The sequence below is a fragment of the Streptosporangium sandarakinum genome (assembly GCF_013409935.1).
Lineage (GTDB): Bacteria > Actinomycetota > Actinomycetes > Streptosporangiales > Streptosporangiaceae > Streptosporangium > Streptosporangium nondiastaticum.
This window is the reverse complement of record NZ_JACCCO010000003.1, coordinates 984,225-1,003,675: the sequence shown is the minus strand read 5'-3', so window position 1 is coordinate 1,003,675 and position 19,451 is coordinate 984,225. Positions and strand designations below refer to the sequence as shown.

The following is a 19,451-nucleotide window of genomic DNA, read 5'->3' as shown; positions in this document are numbered from 1 at the left end:
CGCGGGAGATGTGAACGCATGACTGTCGCCCATGACGAGGTCCAGGCCCGGCTCACCGGTCCGGGACAGCTGTTCGAGATGGTGGATGTTCCCGGCCACGGCGGCGCCGTCAGGACCTGGAAGCACGCCCCCGCCCACTTCCGCGCGTTGCTGGAGGGCAGCAGGCTCCACGGCGAGCAGGTCTTCCTCACCTACGAGGACGAGAACCTCACCTACGAGGAGCACTTCCGCCGGGCCGCCACGCTGGCGCACCGCCTGGTCGCGGAGTACGGCGTGGCCAAGGGCGACCGGGTGGCCATCGCCATGCGCAACTACCCCGAATGGGTCGTCGCCTTCTCCGCGGCGCTGGCCGCCGGGGCGGTCGCCGTGCCGCTCAACGCCTGGTGGACCGCCCAGGAGCTGGAGTTCGGCGTGTCGGACTCCGGCGCGAAGGTGGTGATCGCCGACGCCGAGCGCGCCGAGCGGCTCGCGGGCCGCGCGCCGCTGATCGTGGTCCGCGGCGAGGCGCCCGAGGGGGCGCGCCCGTTCGAGGAGGTGCTGGGCGAGGTCGCGGCGGACGTGACACTGCCGGAGGTGGAGGTGTCCCCGGAGGACCCGGCGACCATCTTCTACACCTCCGGCACGACCGGCCGTCCCAAGGGCGCCCTCGGCAGCCACCGCAACCTCGGCCAGTCGCCGATGACGGTGGCCTACGGCATGATGCGCAGCCTCGCCAGGGCCGGCAAGGACCCGGCCGAGGCCGCCGGCAGGCGCCGCGTCACCCTGCTGACGGTGCCGCTCTTCCACGTCACCGGCTGTTTCGCGGTCATGACCACCACCATGTTCACCGGCGGCGGCCTGGTGCTGATGTACAGGTGGGACGCCGGGCGGGCCCTGGAGCTGATCGAGCGCGAGCGGATCACCACGCTCAGCGGGGTGCCCACCAACGTGTGGCAGCTCCTGGCCCATCCCGACCTGGGCAGGTACGACATCTCCAGCCTCACCTCACTGGGCTACGGCGGCGCCCCCGCCCCGCCCAAGCTGCTGGAACGCATCACCGAGCGGCTGCCCAGCCGCGCCCCCTCCAACGGGTACGGCATGACCGAGACCACCGCGCTGGCGATCTACAACAGCGGCCCGGACTACCTCGCCAAACCCGACAGCATCGGCCTGCCGATGCCCGTGGTCGAGGTGAGGATCGCCGACCCGCTGGGCGGGGAGCTGCCGGCCGGCGAGGTCGGGGAGCTGTGCCTGCGCGGCCCCAACGTCATCCTCGGCTACTGGAACCGCCCCGAGGCGACCGCCGAGACCTTCGTCGACGGCTGGCTGCACACCGGCGACATGGCCCGGGTGGACGCCGAGGGGTTCGTCTACATCGTGGACCGGGCCAAGGACATGGTGATCCGCGGCGGCGAGAACGTCTACTGCGCCGAGGTCGAGGCCGCGCTGTTCGAGCACCCCGCGGTGGACGACGTCGCGGTGATCGGCGTCCCCCATGAAGAGCTGGGCGAGGAGGTCGGCGCGGTGGTGCGGCTGTCGTCCCCGGCGACCCCCGAGGAGCTGCAGGCGTTCCTGCGCGAGCGCATCGCGGCGTTCAAGATCCCCGTTCGGTTCTGGGTCCGCGACGACGAGCTGCCCCGCAACCCCGGCGGCAAGATCCTCAAGACCCACCTGCGCAGGGAGGTCCTCGGCGCCTGACGCCGCCCGGCGGTGACCCGCGCGAAAATGGTTTGCCGGGGCGTGGGTCACCGCCGAAACTGGGTTCCCGTGCCCGAGACTCCCGACCGACCGCTCAGAACGCTGCTCCGCCGCCTCAGTATGGACCTGGGGCCCCTGCGTGACTCCCGTGACTTCCGGCTGCTCTTCGGCTCGGGGGCGGTCACGATGTTCGGCAGCTTCCTCACCCTGGTCGCGGTGCCGCTGCAGATGAAGGCGCTCACCGGCTCCTACCTGGCGGTCGGCCTGGTCAGCGTGGCCGAGTTCGTGCCGATGGTGGTGTGCGGCCTGTGGGGCGGGGCGATCGCGGACGCGCTGAACCGGCGGAAGATCATCCTCTACACCGAGGCGGGGCTCTGCGTCACGGTGCTGGCGTTGATGGTCAACGCGATGCTGCCCGCCCCGCATCCCTGGGTGCTGTACGTGGTCGGCGCGCTCTCGGCGGGCCTCGGCAGCCTGCAGCGCCCCAGCCTGGAGTCACTCACGCCCCGCGTGGTCAGGCACGACCAGCTCACCGCGGCCGCCGCGCTGACCAGCTTCCGCTGGAACCTCGGTGCCATCGTCGCCCCCGGGCTCAGCGGCCTGCTCGTCACCTGGTCCGGATTCGCCGTCGCCTACGGCATCAACGTGGCGACCTACCTGGGCTCGCTGGTCCTGCTCTGGCCGGTGAGGACTCCCCCGCGGTCCGAGGACGCTCCCCAGGCGTCGATCAGGGCGCTGGTGGAGGGCGTCCGCTACGCCGTGGGCCGCCCGGACCTGATGGGCACCTACCTGGTGGACGTCGCCGCGATGATCTTCGCCTTCTCCACCGCGCTGTACCCGTTCCTCGCCGACGAGCTCGGCGTTCCCGAGCTGCAGGGCCTGTTCTTCTCCGCCTCGGCGGTCGGATCGCTGATCGCCTCCGTCACCTCCGGCTGGACCGGCCACGTCCACCGGCACGGCCTGGGGGTCGTCGCCGCGGCGATCGTGTGGGGAGCCGCGGTGGCGCTGGCGGCCGTCATGCCGACCGTCTGGGGCATCTTCGCCTGCCTGGCCCTGGCCGGCGCGGCCGACATGATCAGCGGCGTCTTCCGGTCCACCATCTGGAACCAGACCATCCCCGACGAGTTCCGCGGCCGGCTGGCCGGCATCGAGCTGCTCTCCTACACCAGCGGTCCGATGCTCGGCAACGCCAGGGCGAGCCTGATGGGCCAGCTCGGCGGGACCCGCTTCTCCCTGGGGGTGGGCGGCCTGCTCTGCGTCGGCGCGGTCGTCGCGATGGCCGGGCTGCTGCCCGGGTTCCGGAGATACGACGCCCGCACCGACGAGCACGCGCTCCGGGAGCGGGCCCGCCGGGAGGCCCTCAGCGGAACCTGACGTCGCGGCGGGCGACTCCCCTCACCGAACGGAGTCCCGCTGCCACGGTGGAGAGTGGTCTCACCCGATTCCAAGGAGCGCGACCGCAATCGACCGGCGGTCCGGCCGGGGCCTGCTCAGCCCGTCTCGCGCCAGCCGCCGTACTCGTCGGCGAGCGTGTCCAGGCGGGCCAGCTCGTCCGCGGTCAGGCCGTCGGCCGCGACCTCGACGACCACGACCCACTGGGCGTCCTCGGCGTCGTCCTCGCCGGCCAGGGTCTCCCGGACGACGGCGGGCGTGCCCGCCCGCGGCAGCCCCTCCTCGACGAGCTCCGCGACCTCCTCGGCGTCGTCGCGGTCGGCGAACACCAGCAGCTGCCTCATCGTCCCTCCCGAACCGGATGGATCGGATCCGAATCCGAAGACGGGGTCCCGGCGGAAGGCTCCGCCGGGACCCCGGACACGCGGATCAGGCGCCGCGGAGCCGCGCCCCGGTGCGCTCGGCCGCCAGCGCCACGGCGGCGTCGCGGGCGGCGGTGGTCTCCTCAGCGGTCAGCGTCCGGTCCGCCGCCCGGAACCGCAGCGCGTAGGCGAGGGACTTGTTGCCCTCGCCGGCCTGGGCACCGGTGTAGACGTCGAACAGGCGGACCGACTCCAGCAGGTCGCCCGCGCCCTCGCGCAGCGCCGCCTCCACCTCGGCCACCGGGGTGGCGGAGGCGACGACGAGCGCGACGTCCTGGGTGGCGACCGGGTAGGCGGAGATCGACGACACCTGGACCGGACCGGCCGACAGCGGCTCCAGCCGGGTGAGCTCCAGCTCCATCGCGGCGGTGCGCGGCGGCAGGCCGTACGCCTCGATGACGCGCGGGTGCAGCTCTCCGGCGTGGCCGACGAGGACGTCCCCGGCGTACAGGGCGGCGCAGCGGCCCGGGTGCCAGGGCTCGTGCCGGTCGGCGCGCACGCTCAGCTCGACCCCGGCCTCGCGGGCCACCACGCGGGCCGCCTCGATGGCGTCGGCCCAGCTCGCGGTGCGCCCGCCGCCCCACCAGCCGGACCGCTCGAACTCCCCGGCCAGCACCGCGGCGACCCGGACCGGCTGGTCGGGCAGCGCGGACTCGATCGAGGCGAGCTCCTCGGCGGTGGGCCTGCGGTCCACACCGAGGACCGGCGCGGTCGCCGGGGCCTCCCGGTCCGGCCGGTAGACCAGGCCCGTCTCGAACAGTGTGAGGTCGGCGAAGCCCCGGCCCGTGTTGCGCACCAGCGTCCTGAGCAGCCCCGGCAGCAGGGTGGTCCGCATCAGCGGCTCGTCCTCGCTGAGCGGGTTGGCCAGCCGTACGGCCAGGCGACGCTCGTCGTCCGCGGGCAGCTGCAGGGCGTCCAGGTCGCGCTCCCCCATGAAGGGGTAGGCGAGGATCTCGACGTATCCCGCGCCGGCCAGCGCCCGGCCGACCCTGCGGCGCAGCCGCTGACCCTCGGTGAGGCCGGCGCCCGCCGGGGCGGCCGGCAGGACCGAGGGCAGCTTCTCATAGCCCTCCAGCCGGATGACCTCCTCGGCGAGGTCGTTGGGGTCGGTCAGGTCGGGCCGCCAGGAGGGCGGGGTGACCGTCAGCATGTCGTCGCCGGTGACGGCGAGCCTGGCGGCGATCCCGCCGGCCGGGGCGGCGCCGCCGGCCTGGACCGTGCAGCCCACCTGCTCCAGGCGGCGGACGACCGTCTCACGGTCGTAGGGGATCCCGGCGACCCGGCCGGGGTGGCCGCTCGGCATGGCGACGCGGACCGGCTCGACCTCGGCCTCGGCGTGGGTGACGCCCGGCTGGATGGTGCCGCCGCCCAGCTCGGCCAGCAGCCGCGCCGCCTTCCAGGAGGCGTACAGCGGCAGCTCGCGGTCGACGCCCCGCTCGAAGCGCTTGGACGCCTCGCTGACGAGGTTGTGGCGGCGCGACATCCGCGCGACGCCGCTGGGCGAGAAGTGCGCGGCCTCGATCACGATGTCGGTGGTCTCGCCGGAGATCTCGGTCTTCAGGCCGCCCATCGTCCCGGCCATGGAGATCACCCCAGAGCCGTCGGTGATCAGGACGTCCTCGGGGTGGAGCGCGCGGACGACGTGGTCGAGGGTCTCCAGGGTCTCCCCCGGCTCGGCCCGGCGCACCACGATCTCACCGGTCAGCGTCGCCGCGTCGAAGGCGTGCAGCGGCTGGCCGAGCTCCAGCATCACGTAGTTGGTGACGTCGACGGCCAGCGAGACCGGGCGCACGCCGGAGCGGGCCAGGCGCACCCGCAGCCACAGCGGGCTCTCCGCCGCCGGGTCGAAGCCGCGGACCTCGCGCAGCACGAAGCGGTCGCAGGCGGACGGGTCGGCGATGGAGGCCGGGTGGGCGGGGCCGGAGCCGTCGGGCGGGGTGACGTCGGCCGGGTCGCGGAACGGCACGCCGAAGGCGGTCGCGGCCTCCCGCGCCACGCCCCGGACGGACAGCGCGTAGCCGACGTCGGGGGTGATCTCCAGCTCGATCACGTCGTCGCGCAGGCCGAGCAGCTCGACCACGTCGACGCCGATCGGGGTGCCGGGCGACAGCACGAGGATGCCGGGCGAGGACTCGGCCACGCCGAGCTCGGCCTCCGAGCAGATCATGCCGTCGGAGAGGCGGCCGTATGTCTTGCGGGAGGCGATCTCGAAGCCCCCGGGCAGCACCGCGCCGGGCAGCGCGACCGGGACGCGGTCGCCGGCCTGGAAGTTGGTCGCGCCGCACACGATCTCGCGCGGCGCGGCCTCCCCAACCTCGACCTGGCAGTGCCGGATGGGCTTCTTGAAGCCGGAGAGCTCCTCGATGGCGAGCACCTCGCCGACCACGACGTTCTTGATGTCGTGGCCGTAGGAGGTGATCGCCTCCAGCTTGAGGCCGGCGCGGGTGAGCGCGTCGGCGACCTCGTGGGCGGTGACGGCGGGGAGATCGACGTACTCCCGCAGCCATGAGAGCGGGATCTTCATCAGACCTCCATACCGAACGGGAGCGTGAAGCGGACGTCTCCCTCGACCATGTCGCGCATGTCCTCGACGTTGTGGCGGAACATCAGCGTGCGCTCGATGCCCATGCCGAAAGCGAAACCGCTGTAGCGGGCCGGGTCGACGCCGCAGGCGACGAGGACCCGCGGGTTGACCATGCCGCAGCCGCCCCACTCGATCCAGCCCTCCGACTTGCAGGTGCGGCAGGGCGGGTTGCCGGGCGTCGCCGAGGCGCCGCGGCAGACGAAGCACTTGAGGTCCATCTCGGCGGACGGCTCGGTGAACGGGAAGTAGTTGGGCCGGAACCGGGTGGTGATGCCCTCGCCGAACATGACCTCGGCGAACCGGTCGAGGGTGCCCTTGAGGTGGGCCATGGTCAGGCCCTCGTCGATCGCCAGCCCCTCGACCTGGTGGAAGACCGGGGTGTGGGTCGCGTCGAGCTCGTCGGTGCGGAACACCTTTCCGGGCGAGACCACGTAGACCGGCAGGCTCCGGCCGAGCAGCGCCCGGATCTGCACCGGCGAGGTCTGGGTGCGCAGCACCTTGCCGGATTCGACGGACTCGACGAAGAACGTGTCGTGCTCCGAGCGGGCCGGGTGGTCGGGCGAGATGTTCAGCGCGTCGAAGTTGAACCACTCGCCTTCCAGCTCGGGCCCCTCGGCCACCTCGTAGCCCATCGCGACGAACGCGTCGGCGACACGCTCCTGCAGCGTGGTCAGCGGGTGGCGGGCGCCACGCGGGGCGCGATCCCAGGGAAGGGTGACGTCGACGGTCTCCTCGACGAGGACCCGCTCGTCACGCTCGGCCTCCAGCTGGGCCTGGCGCTCGGCGAGGGCCTCGGCGACGGCCTTGCGCGCGCCGCCGATCCGCTTGCCGGCGTCGGCGCGGGCCGCCGGGGGCAGCGCGCCGATCTCGCGGTTGGCCAGGGCGATGGGTGAGCGGTCTCCGGCGTGCGCGAGCCGTACCTGCTTGAGTTCGTCGAGGTCGCGCGCCGCCTTGATGGCGTCGAGCGCGTCGTCCCGCATGCGCGCGAGCTCGTCGGCGTGCAGCGGTGTCACCTCGACCGGGTCGTAGTTAGACAAGGGAGCTCCGAATCCAGGGCTTAGGCGGCCATGAGTCTAGTCGGGAGAGCCCACCGGGCCTGCATCGACGCTCAGGCGAAGTCAGGGGTGCCGGTGGGCACGGTAAATCGGAACTCGGCGCCGCCCTCGGGGCCCCGCCGCACGGAGATGGTGCCGCCGTGCGCCTCGATCAGGCCCTTGACGATGAACAGGCCGAGCCCGGTGCCTCCCCGGCGGCGGGCGTTGCCCCGCCAGAACTGCCGGAAAACGCGCGTGACCAGCTCGGGCGGGATGCCCTCACCCTGGTCGCGGACGGACACGGTGACTCCCCAGTCGTTCGGTTCGATGGTTATTGTCACCGTACCGCGACCGTGGCGCACCGCGTTTTCCAGCAGGTTGGCCAGAACCTGGTCGATTTTGTCCTGATCGAGCCAGGTCTCGGGGAGTTCGCCGCGGACCTCCAGCCGGAAGCGGTCCTCCGGTTCCCCCGCGGCCACCCGCCCGGCGATGATCTTCCGGGCCCTGGCCGGGACGTCGACCACCTGGCGGTGGATCTCCAGGCGGCCCGACTCGATGCGGGAGACGTCGAGCAGCTCGGTGATCAGCCGGGTCACCCGATCGGCGTCGGCGTTGACCGTCTCCAGCATGACGAGCTTCTGGTCGTCGGTGAAGCGGGTCCACTTGGCCAGCAGCGTCGCGGTGAAGCCCTTGACGCTGGTCAGCGGGGAACGCAGCTCGTGGGCGACCGTGGAGACCAGGTCGGCGCGGCTGCGTTCCAGCCGGGCGCGGGCGCCCGCGTCGCGCAGGGTGATCACCACCCGGACGACCGGTCCGCCCCGCTCGGGCCGGCGCACCAGACGGGCGGCCACGAGCATCTCCTGCCCGCCCGGGACGCGCAGCGGCAGCTCCGGCTGGCGGGCCCGGCTGGGCAGGCCGCCGTAGGGGTCGAACCACTTCCACCAGTCGCGCCCGTCGTGGTCCCGGAAGGAGAACACGTCCCGCAGGTGCCGTCCGACGGCCCGGTCGCGGGTGACGCCGGTGAGGCGGGTGGCGGCGCGGTTGACGGCCAGTACGTGGCCGTCCCGGTCGGTCACGACGAGGCCGTCGGGGAGGTCGTCCACGTCGATCACACAGGCGGAGTCAGCGCTCCGTTCGTCGGTGTGTTCGCCGTGCACGACCCCGCCTCCTCGACGCTACACCGCCGACAATAGCGGGTTTCCCGCGTCCTACGGCAGCCTCGGGACGCTGCTCCGGGAACCGGCCCGCTGAGATCGGGCAGATGCGTACAGACAGACCGCGGCGGCGGTCGCGAGGTTGAGGCTCTCGGCCCCGCCGTAGATCGGGACACGGACGACGTCGTCGGCCAGTTCCAGGATCTCCTCCGGCAGCCCCCACGCCTCGTTGCCGAAGATCCAGGCGGTCGGCCCGGACAGGTCGACGTCGTCGAGGGTGTGCTCGCCGGCGCCGTCGGCCGCCAGGACCCGCAGGCCCCGCTCCTTCAGCCGCCCCACGGCCCGCGCCACGGGGGTCCCCGTGACCACCGGGAGGTGGAACAGGCTGCCGGCGCTGGCCCGGACGCACTTGCCGTTGTAGGGGTCGACCGAGGCGTCGGTGAAGACGACCGCGTCGGCGCCGGCGGCGTCGGCGGTGCGCAGCACGGTGCCGGCGTTGCCCGGGTCGCGGACGTGCGCCAGGACGGCCACCAGCCGGGCGTCGGCCGTGACGGCGTCGTCCAGGGGGACGTGCACGAACCGGCAGACGGCCAGCAGGCCCTGCGGGGTGACGGTCTGGGCGAGCTCGGCCATGACCTCGCCGCTGGCGCGCTGCGACGGCACGCCGGCCGCCGCGGCGGCGGCGACGATGTCGGCGTGCCGGACCTCGGCCTCTGCGGTGGCGAACAGCTGCGTCACGACGCCGTCCAGTGCCAGGGCCTCGCGTACGGCCTGTGGCCCCTCGGCGATGAAGGACCGGTCACGGTCCCGGAAGGCGCGCTTGGTCAGCCGCCGCACGGCCTTGACCCGCGGCGACTTGATGTTGGTCAGCTCAGATCCCGCCATGTTCGAAGGTCCCGCCATGTTCGAATCCCCCAAGAATGCGAACGCGGCCCACAGCGTGATCGCTGTGGGCCGCACCCTCGCCGGCACCGGGCCGCGGCCCGGTGGCAGGCGTGTTGCTCAGCCGGCGACCGGCGCGTTCACGTCGGCCGGGAGCGCCTTCTTGGCGGCCTCGACCAGCGTCGCGAACGTGGCGGCGTCGTTGACCGCGAGGTCGGCGAGGATCTTGCGGTCGACCTCGATGGAGGCCAGGCGCAGACCCTGGATGAGCCGGTTGTAGGTGATGCCGTTCTGGCGGGCAGCGGCGTTGATGCGCTGGATCCAGAGACGGCGGAAGGCGCCCTTGCGGTCCTTGCGGTCGCGGTAGGCGTAGGTCATCGAGTGGAGCATCTGCTCCTTGGCCTTGCGGTACAGACGCGACCGCTGACCCCGGTAGCCGCTCGCCCGCTCGAGAACGACCCTGCGCTTCTTCTTGGCGTTGATCGCCCGCTTCACGCGTGCCATGTCTATCTATCTCCCCGGGGGTCGTTACTTGGCGAGCAGCTTCTTGATCTTCTTGGCGTCGGCGTCGGACAGCACGACCTCGGGCTTGAGACGACGCGTCATGGTGGAGGGCTTCCACTCGTTGTAGTGCGCGCGGTTGGCACGACGCCGCTTGATCTTGCCGGTGCCGGTGAGCCGGAACCTCTTCTTCGCACCGCTGTGCGTCTTCATCTTCGGCATCTCAGCCGTCTCTCCCTCGATCGTGCCGATGTCCCGGGCCGGTAACCCGAGTCAAGGGCATGCCTGACTGCGAGACCGGACCCGGTCTCGGCTTAATCCCGCGACTGCCCGGCGGTCCGGGCCGTGCGAGTCACTCCTGCGGGACGGCCGCGCCGTCGTCGACGGGCGCCGGAGCCTCTTCGGAGGTCTCGTCACGTCGCGCCTTGGCCGCCGCCTTCTCGGCCTTGGCCTCGGCCTTCTTCTTGTGCGGACCGATCACCATGATCATGTTTCGGCCGTCCTGCTTGGGCTGGGACTCCACGAAGCCGAGCTCCGAGACGTCCTCCGCCAGTCGCTGCAGGAGCCGGAAACCCAGCTCGGGCCGGGACTGCTCCCGCCCACGGAACATGATCGTGACCTTGACCTTGTCCCCGGCCTTGAGGAACCGCACCACGTGACCCTTCTTGGTCTCGTAGTCGTGCGGGTCGATCTTCGGACGGAGCTTGATCTCCTTGATGATCGTGTACGCCTGGTTGCGCCGCGCCTCGCGTGCCTTCATCGCGGACTCGTACTTGAACTTGCCGTAGTCCATGAGCTTGCACACGGGCGGGCGAGCCGTAGCCGCGACCTCCACGAGGTCGAGGTCGGACTCCTGAGCCAGCTTCAGAGCATCGCCGATGGAGACGATGCCGACCTGCTCGCCGTTCGGGCCGACGAGGCGGACCTCGGGGACACGAATACGGTCGTTGATGCGGGGCTCGGCGCTGATGGGGCCTCCTAGGTCGCGATCCACCGCCGGCTTGTCCGGCGGCGTCTGCCACATACTCGATCGTGCCGGGAAGTCACCTTCCGCGGCCGAGGGCCCGGAACGCGAAATGCCCCGCACGTCGCGCATGCGGGGCCACATGAGCTCATCGACTTCGCCGCCGTGGGCTCTCCGGAGTCAACCGGTGTGATCCTTGACCTGCCGGCCTTTCGGCCGACCAGGTGGGAGGTGAACCTCCGCTTGCGCGTCCAGCAGGCATGCCGGACCGATCGAGTAGTCACTCTATCACAACACCGGGGACCGCCCGAACCTTCCCGGGAGCGGGCGGGGCCGGTCAGCCCGCGGCGGCCCGCCGGGCGATCTCGGCCTCGCCCGCCGCGCGCATCGCCTCCACCGGCACGTCGGACCGGCCGGTCATCAGCTCGACCTGCCGGACCGCCTGGTGCAGCAGCATGGGGAAACCGCCGACCACCGTGCCGCCCCGGGCGGCCACGGCCGCGGCCAGGCGGGTGGGCCACGGGGCGTAGACGACGTCGAAGAGCGCGGGCACCCCGGCCACCAGGTCCGCCAGGCCGTCGGCGGCGCCCGCGGGCAGCGTCGAGACCACCAGGTCCGCCTCCAGGGCCGTGCCGATCTTGTCGAAGGTCAGCACCTGCAGGGCCGTCTCCAGCCGCTCGGCGGTCTCGGCGGTCGGCCGGGCCCGCTCCGGGTCGCGCACCACCAGGGCCGCCTCGGCGAGGCCCAGCTCGCGCAGCGCGGCCAGCGCCGAGGCCGCCGTGGCCCCGCCGCCGAGGATCGTCGCCGACCGGGGCGGCGCCACCCCGGCCTCGGCGAGCGCCCGGACGATGCCGTGGACGTCGGTGTTGTGGCCGTGGCGGGCGCCGCCGGCGAAGACCACGGTGTTGGCCCCGCCCACCTGTACGGCGAGCTCGGAGACCGTGTCCAGCAGCGGCAGCACCGCGCGCTTGAGCGGCATGGTCAGCGACAGGCCGGCCCACTCGGGGCCGAGCCCGGCGACGAGGCCGGGCAGGGCGGCCTCGTCGCACTCGATCGCCTCGTAGCGCCATCCGTCCAGGCCCATCGCCGCGTAGGCCGCGCGGTGCAGGACCGGCGACAGCGAGTGGGCGATGGGCGACCCGAGGACGGCGGCCCTGGTCATCCGCCCGCCTTGTTCCGCTCGTACTCCGCCTTGAGCTTGAAGAAGTCGGCCTCGTTGTCGGCGAACTTGGTGATGCGGCGCTTGGGGTCGACGGTGACGAAGAACTTCCAGTCGCCCTTGGCCGGGTTGAGCGCCGCCTGGATGGCGTCGTCGCCCGGGTTGGAGATCGGCCCGGGCGGCAGGCCGAGACGCTTGTAGGTGTTGTAGAGCGAGGTGCTCTCCAGATCGGCGTGGCTGGCCTCGATGCCGTACTTGCCGAGCCCGTACATGACCGTGCTGTCCATCCCGAGGTTCATCGGCGGGTTGGAGTGGAGCCGGTTGTAGATGACGCGGGACATCTTGGCCATGTCATCGAGGTTCCCGGCCTCGGCCTGGACGATGCTGGCGATCGTCACGATCTGGTGCGGGGTGTAGCCCAGGGCCTTGGCCTCCCTGACCAGGTTCTCCTTCTCGGCGGTCTCCTTGAAGCGGTCGACCATCGCGGTCAGGATGTCGGAGGCCGTCATCTTGGGGGTGATCTCGTAGGTCGCCGGGAAGACGTAGCCCTCCGGCTTGCCCTTGGCGTAGGAGGGCAGGTCCAGCGCCTTGACGTTCTTGGCGGCCTGCTGGAACTCCTTCAGCGGCTTACCGGTCTGCTTAGCGAGTTCCTCCAGCGCGGCCGTCAGGCGCAGGCCCTCCTTGATGATCACCCGCTCGTGCAGCCGCTTGGTCGGGTCGAGCAGCTTCACGGCCTCGGCGGCGGCCATCCGCCTGCGCATCCGGTACTCGCCGGGCTGCAGGGAGGAGCTCTTGCCGGCGTCGGTGATGGCGTCGGTGAACGCCTCGGAGCTCTTGACGACGTCCTTCTCCCGGAGGGTCTGGGCGATCTGGGAGGCGCTCTCGCCCTCCTTGATCTCCACGACGACCTCGCCGCTGCCGGGGCCCTTGTAGTCCTCGACGGTCATCGCGTCGCGCACCCACAGGTAGCCGTAGTAGCCGCCGGCGCCGAGGCCGCCGACCAGGATGATGACCGCGAGCATCGGGGCGAGGAACCCGCCGCGGTTGCGGCGCCGCCGTCTGCGGCGCCCGCGGCCGGTCCGGCGGGGGCGGCGCGAGGGATCGTCGTCGGCGCCGACCAGGAAGTCCATATCGAGATCGTTCATAGGTGCGCTGGCCAATCTCCCGGGTGGGACGGCCTGGCGTCAAGCGGGCATGCCAAACCGAGGGGGGACACGGGGTCGAGCGGCCCGGTGTCCCGGGATCCGCGCCTCGGCCGCGCAGTGGGCATCGCCGCTTGCGGCGGAACCGGGGGTGTTCCGCCGGACATCAATGCGTCCCGAGGTATCTGTTCAGCTCTTCCCGGTATCTCACAAACTCACTCTCTTTGTCAGTGAATTTCGTGATTCTACGCTTTGGATCGATCGTGACAAACCAGAACCAATCGCCCTGATCCGGGCGGAGAGTGGCGATCATCGCCTTCTCCCCCGGATTCGCGATGGGTCCCGGAGGCAGGCCGGGATGAGCGTAGGTGTTGTAGGGCGACTTCACCTTCGTGTCCTTCTCCGTCACCCTGAGTGTCCGGCGGTTCTGCGCGTAGAGCACCGTGCTGTCGATCTGCAGCGGCACGCCCGCCTTGATCCGGTTGTAGATCACTCTAGCGATCTTCGGGTAGTCGGAGTCGCGCCCGCCCTCCGCCTGGACGAGGCTGGCCACCGTGACCGCCTCCAGCGGCGTCAGGCCGCGCTCGGCCGCGCGGTTCTCCAGCTCCAGCTTGGCCGCGGCGCTCTTGTACCGTTCCACCATGAGTCCCAGCACGTCGGCGGGGGTCATGTCCGGCTCGACCTCGTAGGTGGCCGGGAACATGAAGCCCTCGGGTCCCTTGGCGTAGGACGGCAGCTCCAGCTCCTCACGGTCCTGGGAGGCCCGGACGAAGGCGTCCCTGGGCATCCCGGTCTTGGCCGCCAGCCTGTCGAACAGCTCCGTCAGGCGCAACCCCTCGGGGATCGTGACCCTGCGCACCACCCGCGACCCCGGGGCGAGCAGCAGGTCGAGGGCCGAGGCGGCGGCCATGCCCTTGCGCAGGCGGTAGTGGCCGGGCCGCAGGCTGCCGGTCTTGGCCCGCGCCTCGGCCGCCTTGACGAACGCCCCGGCGCTCGCGACGACCCCCGCGTCGGCCAGAGTCTCGGCGACCTCCCCGGCGCTCGCGCCCGAGGGGATCCGCACGACGACCGAGCCCGAGCCGGGCCCGGCGAAGTCGTCGGGCATCAGCCGCGGCCCGACCACCACGTAACTCCCGGCGGCCGCCGCGAGGACGACCGCGGCCGCCCCGCCCGCCAGCAGCCACGCGGGCCGGGGGATCACCGCGGTGTCCCGTCACCCGATCCCGCGACGGGCGGCCCGCCCGGCGGCGCCAGCGCGCTGCCCGGCGGCCTCCCGGTGGCGCGCTCGGCGTCCAGGGCGGCCTGCAGCAGCACGATGGCCGCCGCCTGGTCCACCACGCCGCGCTGGTTTCTGGCCTTCACCCCGCTGGCCCGCAGGCCCTGCTGGGCGGTGACCGTGGTCAGCCGCTCGTCGAACAGCCGTACCGGTACGGGCGCCAGCCGGTGGGCGATCCGGGCCGCGAAGTCGCGGGCGAGCACCGCCGCCTGCCCCTCCCGGCCCGACAGCGAGGTCGGCAGCCCGACCACGATCTCGACGACGTCGTACTCGGCCGCGATCTCCGCGAGCCGTTCCAGGTCTCCTCTGCCGCGCCGTACGGTCTCCACCGGCGTGGCCAGCAGACCTGAGGGGTCGCTGCGGGCCACGCCGATGCGGACCGAGCCGACGTCGACGCCCAGGCGAATGCCGTTTCTCATGTCGTCATCGTCCCCGCCTCCGGGCCTCGTCAGACCCTCGGGCGCCCGGCGTCAGGAGGACGCCTGCGCGATCGCCTGCTGCACGGCGCCGAGCGCGTCGCCGATCGCCTCGGGACGGGCCCCGCCGCCCTGCGCGACGTCGTCCTTGCCGCCACCGCCGCCGCCGAGCGCCTTGGCCGCGACGCCGACGAGCCGGCCGGCCTTCAGGCCCCGGGCGCGCCCGGCCTCGTTGACGGCCGCGACGACGACGGGCCGGTCACCGGGCACACCGGCGACGACGACCACGGCGGCGCGGTCGGCGGGGAACCTGCCGCGCACGTCGAGCGCCAGCTTGCGTAGGTCGTCCGGGGAGGTGCCGTCGGGCGCCCGGTGCGTCACGACCGAGACGCCGTCCAGGTCGCGGGCGGCGGCGGCCAGCTCACCGGCCACCGCGAGCACCTGGGCCGAGCGGAGCCGCTCCAGCTCCTTCTCGGCGGTGCGCAGCCGGGTGACGATGCCCTCGATCCGCTCGGGAAGCTCCTCGCGGCGGGCCTTGAGCTGCTCGGACAGCTGGGCCACCAGCACGCTCTCGCGGGCCAGGAACCGGAAGGCGTCCAGGCCGACCAGGGCCTCCACGCGGCGCACACCGGCGCCGATCGAGGACTCGCCCAGCACCTTGACCAGGCCGAGCTGGCCGGAGCTGGCGACGTGGGTGCCGCCGCACAGCTCCCGGGAGTAGTCGCCGACCTCGACGATGCGGACGGTCTCGCCGTACTTCTCGCCGAACAGGGCCAGCGCGCCCATCGCCCGGGCCTCGGCCTGGGAGGTGTGGAAGGCGTTGACCGTGAGGTCGTTGATCAGGACGGCGTTGACCTCGTCCTCGACGTCGCGCAGCACGCTGGGCGGCACGGCGCCGGCGGCGGTGAAGTCGAAGCGGAAGCGGCCGGGCGAGTTCTCCGAGCCGGCCTGCGCCGCCGTCTCGCCCAGCGCGTTGCGGAAGCCGCGGTGCACCAGGTGGGTGGCGGTGTGGCTGCGGGAGATGGCGCGGCGCCGCTCGACGTCGATCTCGGCCTGGGCCTGGTCGCCCACCCGGATCTCCCCGCCGCGAACCTTGCCTCGGTGCACGATGACGCCCGCGACCGGGGACTGCACGTCCACGATCTCGACCTCGGCGCCGTCGGTGCGGATGACGCCCTGGTCGGCGAGCTGGCCGCCGCCCTCGGCGTAGAAGGGGGTACGGCTCAGCACGACCTCCACCGTGGTGCCGGCTCCGGCCGCGGGGACCGGAGCGCCGTCCACCAGCAGGCCGATGACCTGCGCCTCGGCCGTCACCTGGTCGTAGCCGAGGAAGTCGACCTTGCCGGTCTTCTCCAGGATCCGGCCGAACACCGAGATGTCGGCGTTGCCGGTCTTCTTGGCGGCGGCGTCGGCCTTGGCGCGGTCGCGCTGCTCCTTCATCAGCCGGCGGAAGCCCTCCTCGTCGACCTTGAGGCCCTGCTCGGAGGCCATCTCCAGGGTCAGGTCGATCGGGAAGCCGTAGGTGTCGTGGAGCTGGAAGGCCTGGTCTCCGCCGAGGGTGCCCCGCCCCTTGCGCTTGGTCTCCTCCACCGCCGCGTCGAAGATCGCGGTGCCGGTGCGGAGGGTGCCCAGGAAGGACGCCTCCTCGGCGTCGATCACGGCGTGGATCTGCGGGGCGTCGGCCTTGAGCTCGGGGTACAGCTCGCCCATCACGGCGATGGTCACCGCGGTGAGCTCGTGCATGTAGCGCTCCTCGCCCGCGCCCAGCAGGCGCAGGTTGCGGACGGCGCGGCGCAGGATGCGCCGCAGCACGTAGCCGCGGCCCTCGTTGGAGGGCAGCACGCCGTCGGCCACCAGCATCACGCTGGTGCGGACGTGGTCGGCGACGACCCGCAGCGAGACGTCGGCGCGCTCGTCGCGTCCGTAGCGCGTCCTGGTGAGCTCGGCGGCCCGGTCGAGGATCTTGTAGGTGGTGTCGATCTCGTAGATGTTGTCGACGCCCTGCAGGATCGCCGCCATGCGCTCCAGGCCCATGCCGGTGTCGACGCTCCGGGCGGGCAGCTCGCCGGCGACGTCGAAGTCGGTCTTGCTGCGGACCGCGCCGAGCTGGAACTGCATGAAGACGTTGTTCCAGACCTCGAGGTAGCGGTTCTCGTCGGCGACGGGGCCGCCGTCCCTGCCGTACTCGGGGCCGCGGTCGTAGTAGATCTCGGTGCAGGGGCCGCCCGGGCCGGGCACGCCCATGTGCCAGTAGTTGTCCTCCAGGCCGCGGCGCTGGATGTGCTCGGCCGGGACGCCGACCTCGTCGTGCCAGATGCGGTAGGCCTCGTCGTCGTCGTGGTAGACGGTGACCCACAGGCGGTCGGCGGGGAAGCCGAAACCGCCCTCGGACTCGGGCTTGGTCAGCAGCTCCCAGGCGAGCGGGATCGCCTGCTCCTTGAAGTAGTCGCCGAAGGAGAAGTTGCCGAGCATCTGGAAGAACGTGGCGTGCCTGGTGGTCTTGCCGACCTCGTCGATGTCAGGGGTGCGCACGCACTTCTGGACGCTGGTGGCCCGCTTGAACGGGGGCTTCTGCTGCCCGAGGAAGTAGGGCTTGAAGGGCACCATGCCCGCGGGCACCAGCAGCAGCGTCGGGTCCTCGGCGATCAGGCTGGCCGAGGGCACGACGGTGTGCCCACGCTCCTCGAAGAAGCGCAGGAAGCGGCGCGCGATCTCTGCCGACTCCATTTCAGCGGCCGTCCTTTACGTCGTAGTGGTTGGTGTCGTCAACACTGTCCAGCCCGAACCGGGAGCGCAACTCGGTTTCCCGCCGGGCGGCGCCGTCCAGGGCGTCGCCCGCGAACTCCCGCGCCTGCTCCAGCATCCCGGCGGCGCCGTGGAGGGTGCGCCGGGCCACGTGGTTCGGATGCAATGCCTGCAGCTTACGCATTGTCCACACCGCGCAGAACGCGCCGAGGGACATGTAGAACAGCCGGCGGATCATGACCTGCGTCCCTCCAGCACCCGGGGGACGGACCGGCCGCGGGAGCGGCGGGCGCCCAGGGCCTGCCGGACGCCGTGGCCCAGTGCCGCCACCTTGATCAGCGGCCCGGTGACGAGGGTCTGCGTGACGTCGCTGACCTTGGCGACGTGCCCGCTGACCTGCTTGACGTCCTTGGCGATGGCCTCGACGGCGACGAGCTGGCGGTTGGCCTCGCTGACGGTGGCCGTGACGTCCTCCAGCAGCGGCACCACGCGGTCGCCCAGCTCGGAGACCATCTTGGACGTCTGGGTCAGCAGGCGTGCCAGCCTGACCAGGACCACGGCAAGAAAGCAGACCAGGATCGCCCAGAACATGGCGACTATCAGGCCCGCGACCTCTCCGGCGGTGAGCATTCGCCGATCTCCCTACTTCACCCGGCTGGAACGGCAAGACCCTATCGCGTCTCGCCGCCCCTTCCCGGCACACGTCCCGCGAACGACGAGGAGAGACCGGGGGAAACGGCCCGGGCGGTGGTGGTCAGCGGCCGCGCAGGAAGGCGCGGATCCGCGCCCAGCGGTCGGCGAAGCCGGCCTCGGCGCCGTGCCGGGTGGGCCGGTAGTAGCGGCGGTCGCGGATCTCGGCCGGGGCGTAGTCCTGGCGGACCAGGCCGTGCTCGAAGTCGTGGGGGTACTTGTAGCCCTCGCCGTGGCCGAGTTTGCCGGCCCCTGCGTAGTGGGAGTCGCGCAGGTGGGCCGGGACCTGGCCGATGTCGCCGCGCCGCACGTCCGCGGCGGCGGCGTCGACGGCGGTGATCACGGCGTTGGACTTGGGGGCCAACGCGCAGTGGATCACCGCCTGGGCGAGGTTGAGCCGTCCCTCGGGCAGGCCGACGAACTCCACCGCCTGGGCCGCGGCCACCGCGACCTGCAGGCAGGTGGGATCGGCCATGCCGACGTCCTCGGAGGCGAAGATGACGAGCCTGCGGGCGATGAACCGGGGGTCCTCGCCCGCCTCGACCATGCGGGCGAGATAGTGCAGCGCCGCGTCGGCGTCGGAGCCCCGCATGCTCTTGATGAAGCCGCTGATCACGTCGTAGTGCTGGTCGCCCTGGCGGTCGTAGCGCACGGCCGCCTTGTCCACCGCGCGCTCGACCGTCTCGACGGTGATCTCGCCGTCGGCGATCAGCGCGGCGGCCTCCAGGTAGGTCAGGGAGCGGCGGGCGTCGCCGCCGGCCAGCCGTACGAGGTGGTCGGCGGCCTCCGGCGCCAGCGTCACCTTCCCGTCCAGGCCGCGCGGGTCGGTGACGGCGCGCTCCAGCACCTTCCTGACGTCGTCGTCGGACAGGGGTTCCAGCGTCAGCAGCAGCGAGCGTGACAGCAGCGGCGAGATGACGGAGAAGAACGGGTTCTCGGTGGTCGCGCCGATGAAGGTGACCCAGCGGTTCTCCACCGCGGGCAGCAGGGCGTCCTGCTGGGCCTTGTTGAAGCGGTGCACCTCGTCCACGAACAGGACCGTCTGCCGGCCGGACATGCCCAGCTCCCGCCGGGCCGACTCGATGGCCGCGCGGACCTCCTTGACGCCCGCCGACACCGCGGAGACCTCGACGAACCGGCGCTCGGTGGCGCCGGCGACGACGTAGGCGAGGGTGGTCTTGCCCGTGCCGGGCGGACCCCACAGGAACAGCGACATCGGGGCCTCGGACTCGACGAGCCGGCGCAGCGGCGTGCCGGGGCCCAGCAGGTGGCGCTGGCCGATCACCTCGTCCAGGCCGCGCGGGCGCATCCGCACCGCCAGGGGCTCATGGCCCCGATGGGTTTCCTCCGCCACCGAGTCGAACAGGCTGTCCACGCCTCGACAGTACCGCCAGGGCGCGCGGACGGCGGCCG

The 19,451-nt window shown here is 72.2% G+C and carries 18 protein-coding genes; 2 read left to right on the top strand and 16 right to left on the bottom strand.

All coding sequences use genetic code 11. The features are described from left to right. Nucleotides 1–18 precede the first annotated feature (18 nt). On the top strand, nt 19–1,677 hold the full coding sequence (locus tag HDA43_RS30830; RefSeq protein ID WP_179827846.1) for a class I adenylate-forming enzyme family protein: 1,659 nt from the start codon (nt 19–21) through the stop codon (nt 1,675–1,677). Between the two features lie 69 nt (nt 1,678–1,746). After that, the gene (locus HDA43_RS30825) at nt 1,747–3,051 is read left to right on the top strand and encodes an MFS transporter (protein ID WP_312873624.1); all 1,305 of its coding nucleotides are present in this window, start codon (nt 1,747–1,749) and stop codon (nt 3,049–3,051) included. A gap of 116 nt (nt 3,052–3,167) precedes the next feature. Here HDA43_RS30825 and HDA43_RS30820 read toward each other — a convergent pair whose 3' ends face one another. The 16 genes from HDA43_RS30820 to HDA43_RS30745 all read right to left on the bottom strand — a co-directional run bounded on the left by HDA43_RS30820 (nt 3,168) and on the right by HDA43_RS30745 (nt 19,413). Beyond that, nucleotides 3,168–3,413, bottom strand: coding sequence for a hypothetical protein (locus tag HDA43_RS30820; RefSeq protein WP_179827845.1), 246 nt, complete (start codon nt 3,411–3,413; stop codon nt 3,168–3,170). A gap of 85 nt (nt 3,414–3,498) precedes the next feature. Beyond that, on the bottom strand, nt 3,499–6,015 hold the full coding sequence (gene pheT / locus HDA43_RS30815) for a phenylalanine--tRNA ligase subunit beta (RefSeq protein ID WP_179827844.1): 2,517 nt from the start codon (nt 6,013–6,015) through the stop codon (nt 3,499–3,501). After that, on the bottom strand, nt 6,015–7,112 hold the full coding sequence (gene pheS / locus HDA43_RS30810) for a phenylalanine--tRNA ligase subunit alpha (RefSeq protein WP_179827843.1): 1,098 nt from the start codon (nt 7,110–7,112) through the stop codon (nt 6,015–6,017). The genes pheT and pheS overlap by 1 nt, the downstream gene beginning before the upstream one ends. A 71-nt stretch (nt 7,113–7,183) precedes the next feature. Then, complete coding sequence (locus tag HDA43_RS30805) at nt 7,184–8,266, bottom strand: sensor histidine kinase (protein WP_179827842.1); 1,083 nt, start codon at nt 8,264–8,266, stop codon at nt 7,184–7,186. A 51-nt stretch (nt 8,267–8,317) separates the two neighbouring features. Continuing rightward, nucleotides 8,318–9,148: a TrmH family RNA methyltransferase gene (locus HDA43_RS30800; RefSeq protein WP_179827840.1), complete on the bottom strand. Its 831-nt coding sequence runs from the start codon at nt 9,146–9,148 to the stop codon at nt 8,318–8,320. Between the two features lie 117 nt (nt 9,149–9,265). Further along, entirely contained in the window at nt 9,266–9,649 is a 384-nt protein-coding gene (rplT, locus tag HDA43_RS30795) for a 50S ribosomal protein L20 (RefSeq protein WP_179827839.1), read from the bottom strand. A 24-nt stretch (nt 9,650–9,673) separates the two neighbouring features. Continuing rightward, complete coding sequence (gene rpmI / locus HDA43_RS30790) at nt 9,674–9,868, bottom strand: 50S ribosomal protein L35 (protein WP_179827838.1); 195 nt, start codon at nt 9,866–9,868, stop codon at nt 9,674–9,676. A gap of 130 nt (nt 9,869–9,998) precedes the next feature. Next, on the bottom strand, nt 9,999–10,640 hold the full coding sequence (gene infC / locus HDA43_RS30785) for a translation initiation factor IF-3 (protein ID WP_312873623.1): 642 nt from the start codon (nt 10,638–10,640) through the stop codon (nt 9,999–10,001). A 307-nt stretch (nt 10,641–10,947) separates the two neighbouring features. Beyond that, nucleotides 10,948–11,772, bottom strand: coding sequence for a shikimate dehydrogenase (locus HDA43_RS30780; protein WP_179827836.1), 825 nt, complete (start codon nt 11,770–11,772; stop codon nt 10,948–10,950). Then, on the bottom strand, nt 11,769–12,914 hold the full coding sequence (mltG, locus tag HDA43_RS30775; RefSeq protein WP_179827835.1) for an endolytic transglycosylase MltG: 1,146 nt from the start codon (nt 12,912–12,914) through the stop codon (nt 11,769–11,771). Before mltG (HDA43_RS30775) ends, HDA43_RS30780 begins: the two co-directional genes overlap by 4 nt. Nucleotides 12,915–13,077: 163 nt before the next feature. Then, entirely contained in the window at nt 13,078–14,112 is a 1,035-nt protein-coding gene (gene mltG / locus HDA43_RS30770) for an endolytic transglycosylase MltG (protein WP_312873622.1), read from the bottom strand. After that, complete coding sequence (gene ruvX, locus HDA43_RS30765) at nt 14,109–14,606, bottom strand: Holliday junction resolvase RuvX (protein ID WP_179827833.1); 498 nt, start codon at nt 14,604–14,606, stop codon at nt 14,109–14,111. The genes mltG (HDA43_RS30770) and ruvX overlap by 4 nt, the downstream gene beginning before the upstream one ends. Nucleotides 14,607–14,657: 51 nt before the next feature. Beyond that, nucleotides 14,658–17,330 (bottom strand): alanine--tRNA ligase, encoded by a 2,673-nt coding sequence (gene alaS / locus HDA43_RS30760; RefSeq protein ID WP_179827832.1) that lies wholly within the window; start codon nt 17,328–17,330, stop codon nt 14,658–14,660. A 1-nt stretch (nt 17,331) separates the two neighbouring features. Then, the gene (locus HDA43_RS30755) at nt 17,332–17,586 is read right to left on the bottom strand and encodes a hypothetical protein (RefSeq protein ID WP_179827830.1); all 255 of its coding nucleotides are present in this window, start codon (nt 17,584–17,586) and stop codon (nt 17,332–17,334) included. Beyond that, complete coding sequence (locus tag HDA43_RS30750) at nt 17,583–17,978, bottom strand: DUF948 domain-containing protein (RefSeq protein WP_179827828.1); 396 nt, start codon at nt 17,976–17,978, stop codon at nt 17,583–17,585. The genes HDA43_RS30755 and HDA43_RS30750 overlap by 4 nt, the downstream gene beginning before the upstream one ends. A gap of 124 nt (nt 17,979–18,102) precedes the next feature. Then, the gene (locus tag HDA43_RS30745) at nt 18,103–19,413 is read right to left on the bottom strand and encodes a replication-associated recombination protein A (RefSeq protein WP_179827826.1); all 1,311 of its coding nucleotides are present in this window, start codon (nt 19,411–19,413) and stop codon (nt 18,103–18,105) included. Between the last annotated feature and the right edge of the window lie 38 nt (nt 19,414–19,451).

What these genes read in the sequence shown, in the direction of transcription:
- HDA43_RS30830 (WP_179827846.1), top strand. Translation starts at nt 19, where the DNA reads ATGACTGTCGCCCATGACGAGGTCCAGGCCCGGCTCACCGGTCCGGGA.
- HDA43_RS30820 (WP_179827845.1), bottom strand. Translation starts at nt 3,413, where the DNA reads ATGAGGCAGCTGCTGGTGTTCGCCGACCGCGACGACGCCGAGGAGGTC.
- pheT (WP_179827844.1), bottom strand. Translation starts at nt 6,015, where the DNA reads ATGAAGATCCCGCTCTCATGGCTGCGGGAGTACGTCGATCTCCCCGCC.
- HDA43_RS30800 (WP_179827840.1), bottom strand. Translation starts at nt 9,148, where the DNA reads ATGGCGGGATCTGAGCTGACCAACATCAAGTCGCCGCGGGTCAAGGCC.
- rplT (WP_179827839.1), bottom strand. Translation starts at nt 9,649, where the DNA reads ATGGCACGCGTGAAGCGGGCGATCAACGCCAAGAAGAAGCGCAGGGTC.
- rpmI (WP_179827838.1), bottom strand. Translation starts at nt 9,868, where the DNA reads ATGCCGAAGATGAAGACGCACAGCGGTGCGAAGAAGAGGTTCCGGCTC.
- HDA43_RS30780 (WP_179827836.1), bottom strand. Translation starts at nt 11,772, where the DNA reads ATGACCAGGGCCGCCGTCCTCGGGTCGCCCATCGCCCACTCGCTGTCG.
- mltG (WP_179827835.1), bottom strand. Translation starts at nt 12,914, where the DNA reads ATGAACGATCTCGATATGGACTTCCTGGTCGGCGCCGACGACGATCCC.
- ruvX (WP_179827833.1), bottom strand. Translation starts at nt 14,606, where the DNA reads ATGAGAAACGGCATTCGCCTGGGCGTCGACGTCGGCTCGGTCCGCATC.
- alaS (WP_179827832.1), bottom strand. Translation starts at nt 17,330, where the DNA reads ATGGAGTCGGCAGAGATCGCGCGCCGCTTCCTGCGCTTCTTCGAGGAG.
- HDA43_RS30755 (WP_179827830.1), bottom strand. Translation starts at nt 17,586, where the DNA reads ATGATCCGCCGGCTGTTCTACATGTCCCTCGGCGCGTTCTGCGCGGTG.
- HDA43_RS30750 (WP_179827828.1), bottom strand. Translation starts at nt 17,978, where the DNA reads ATGCTCACCGCCGGAGAGGTCGCGGGCCTGATAGTCGCCATGTTCTGG.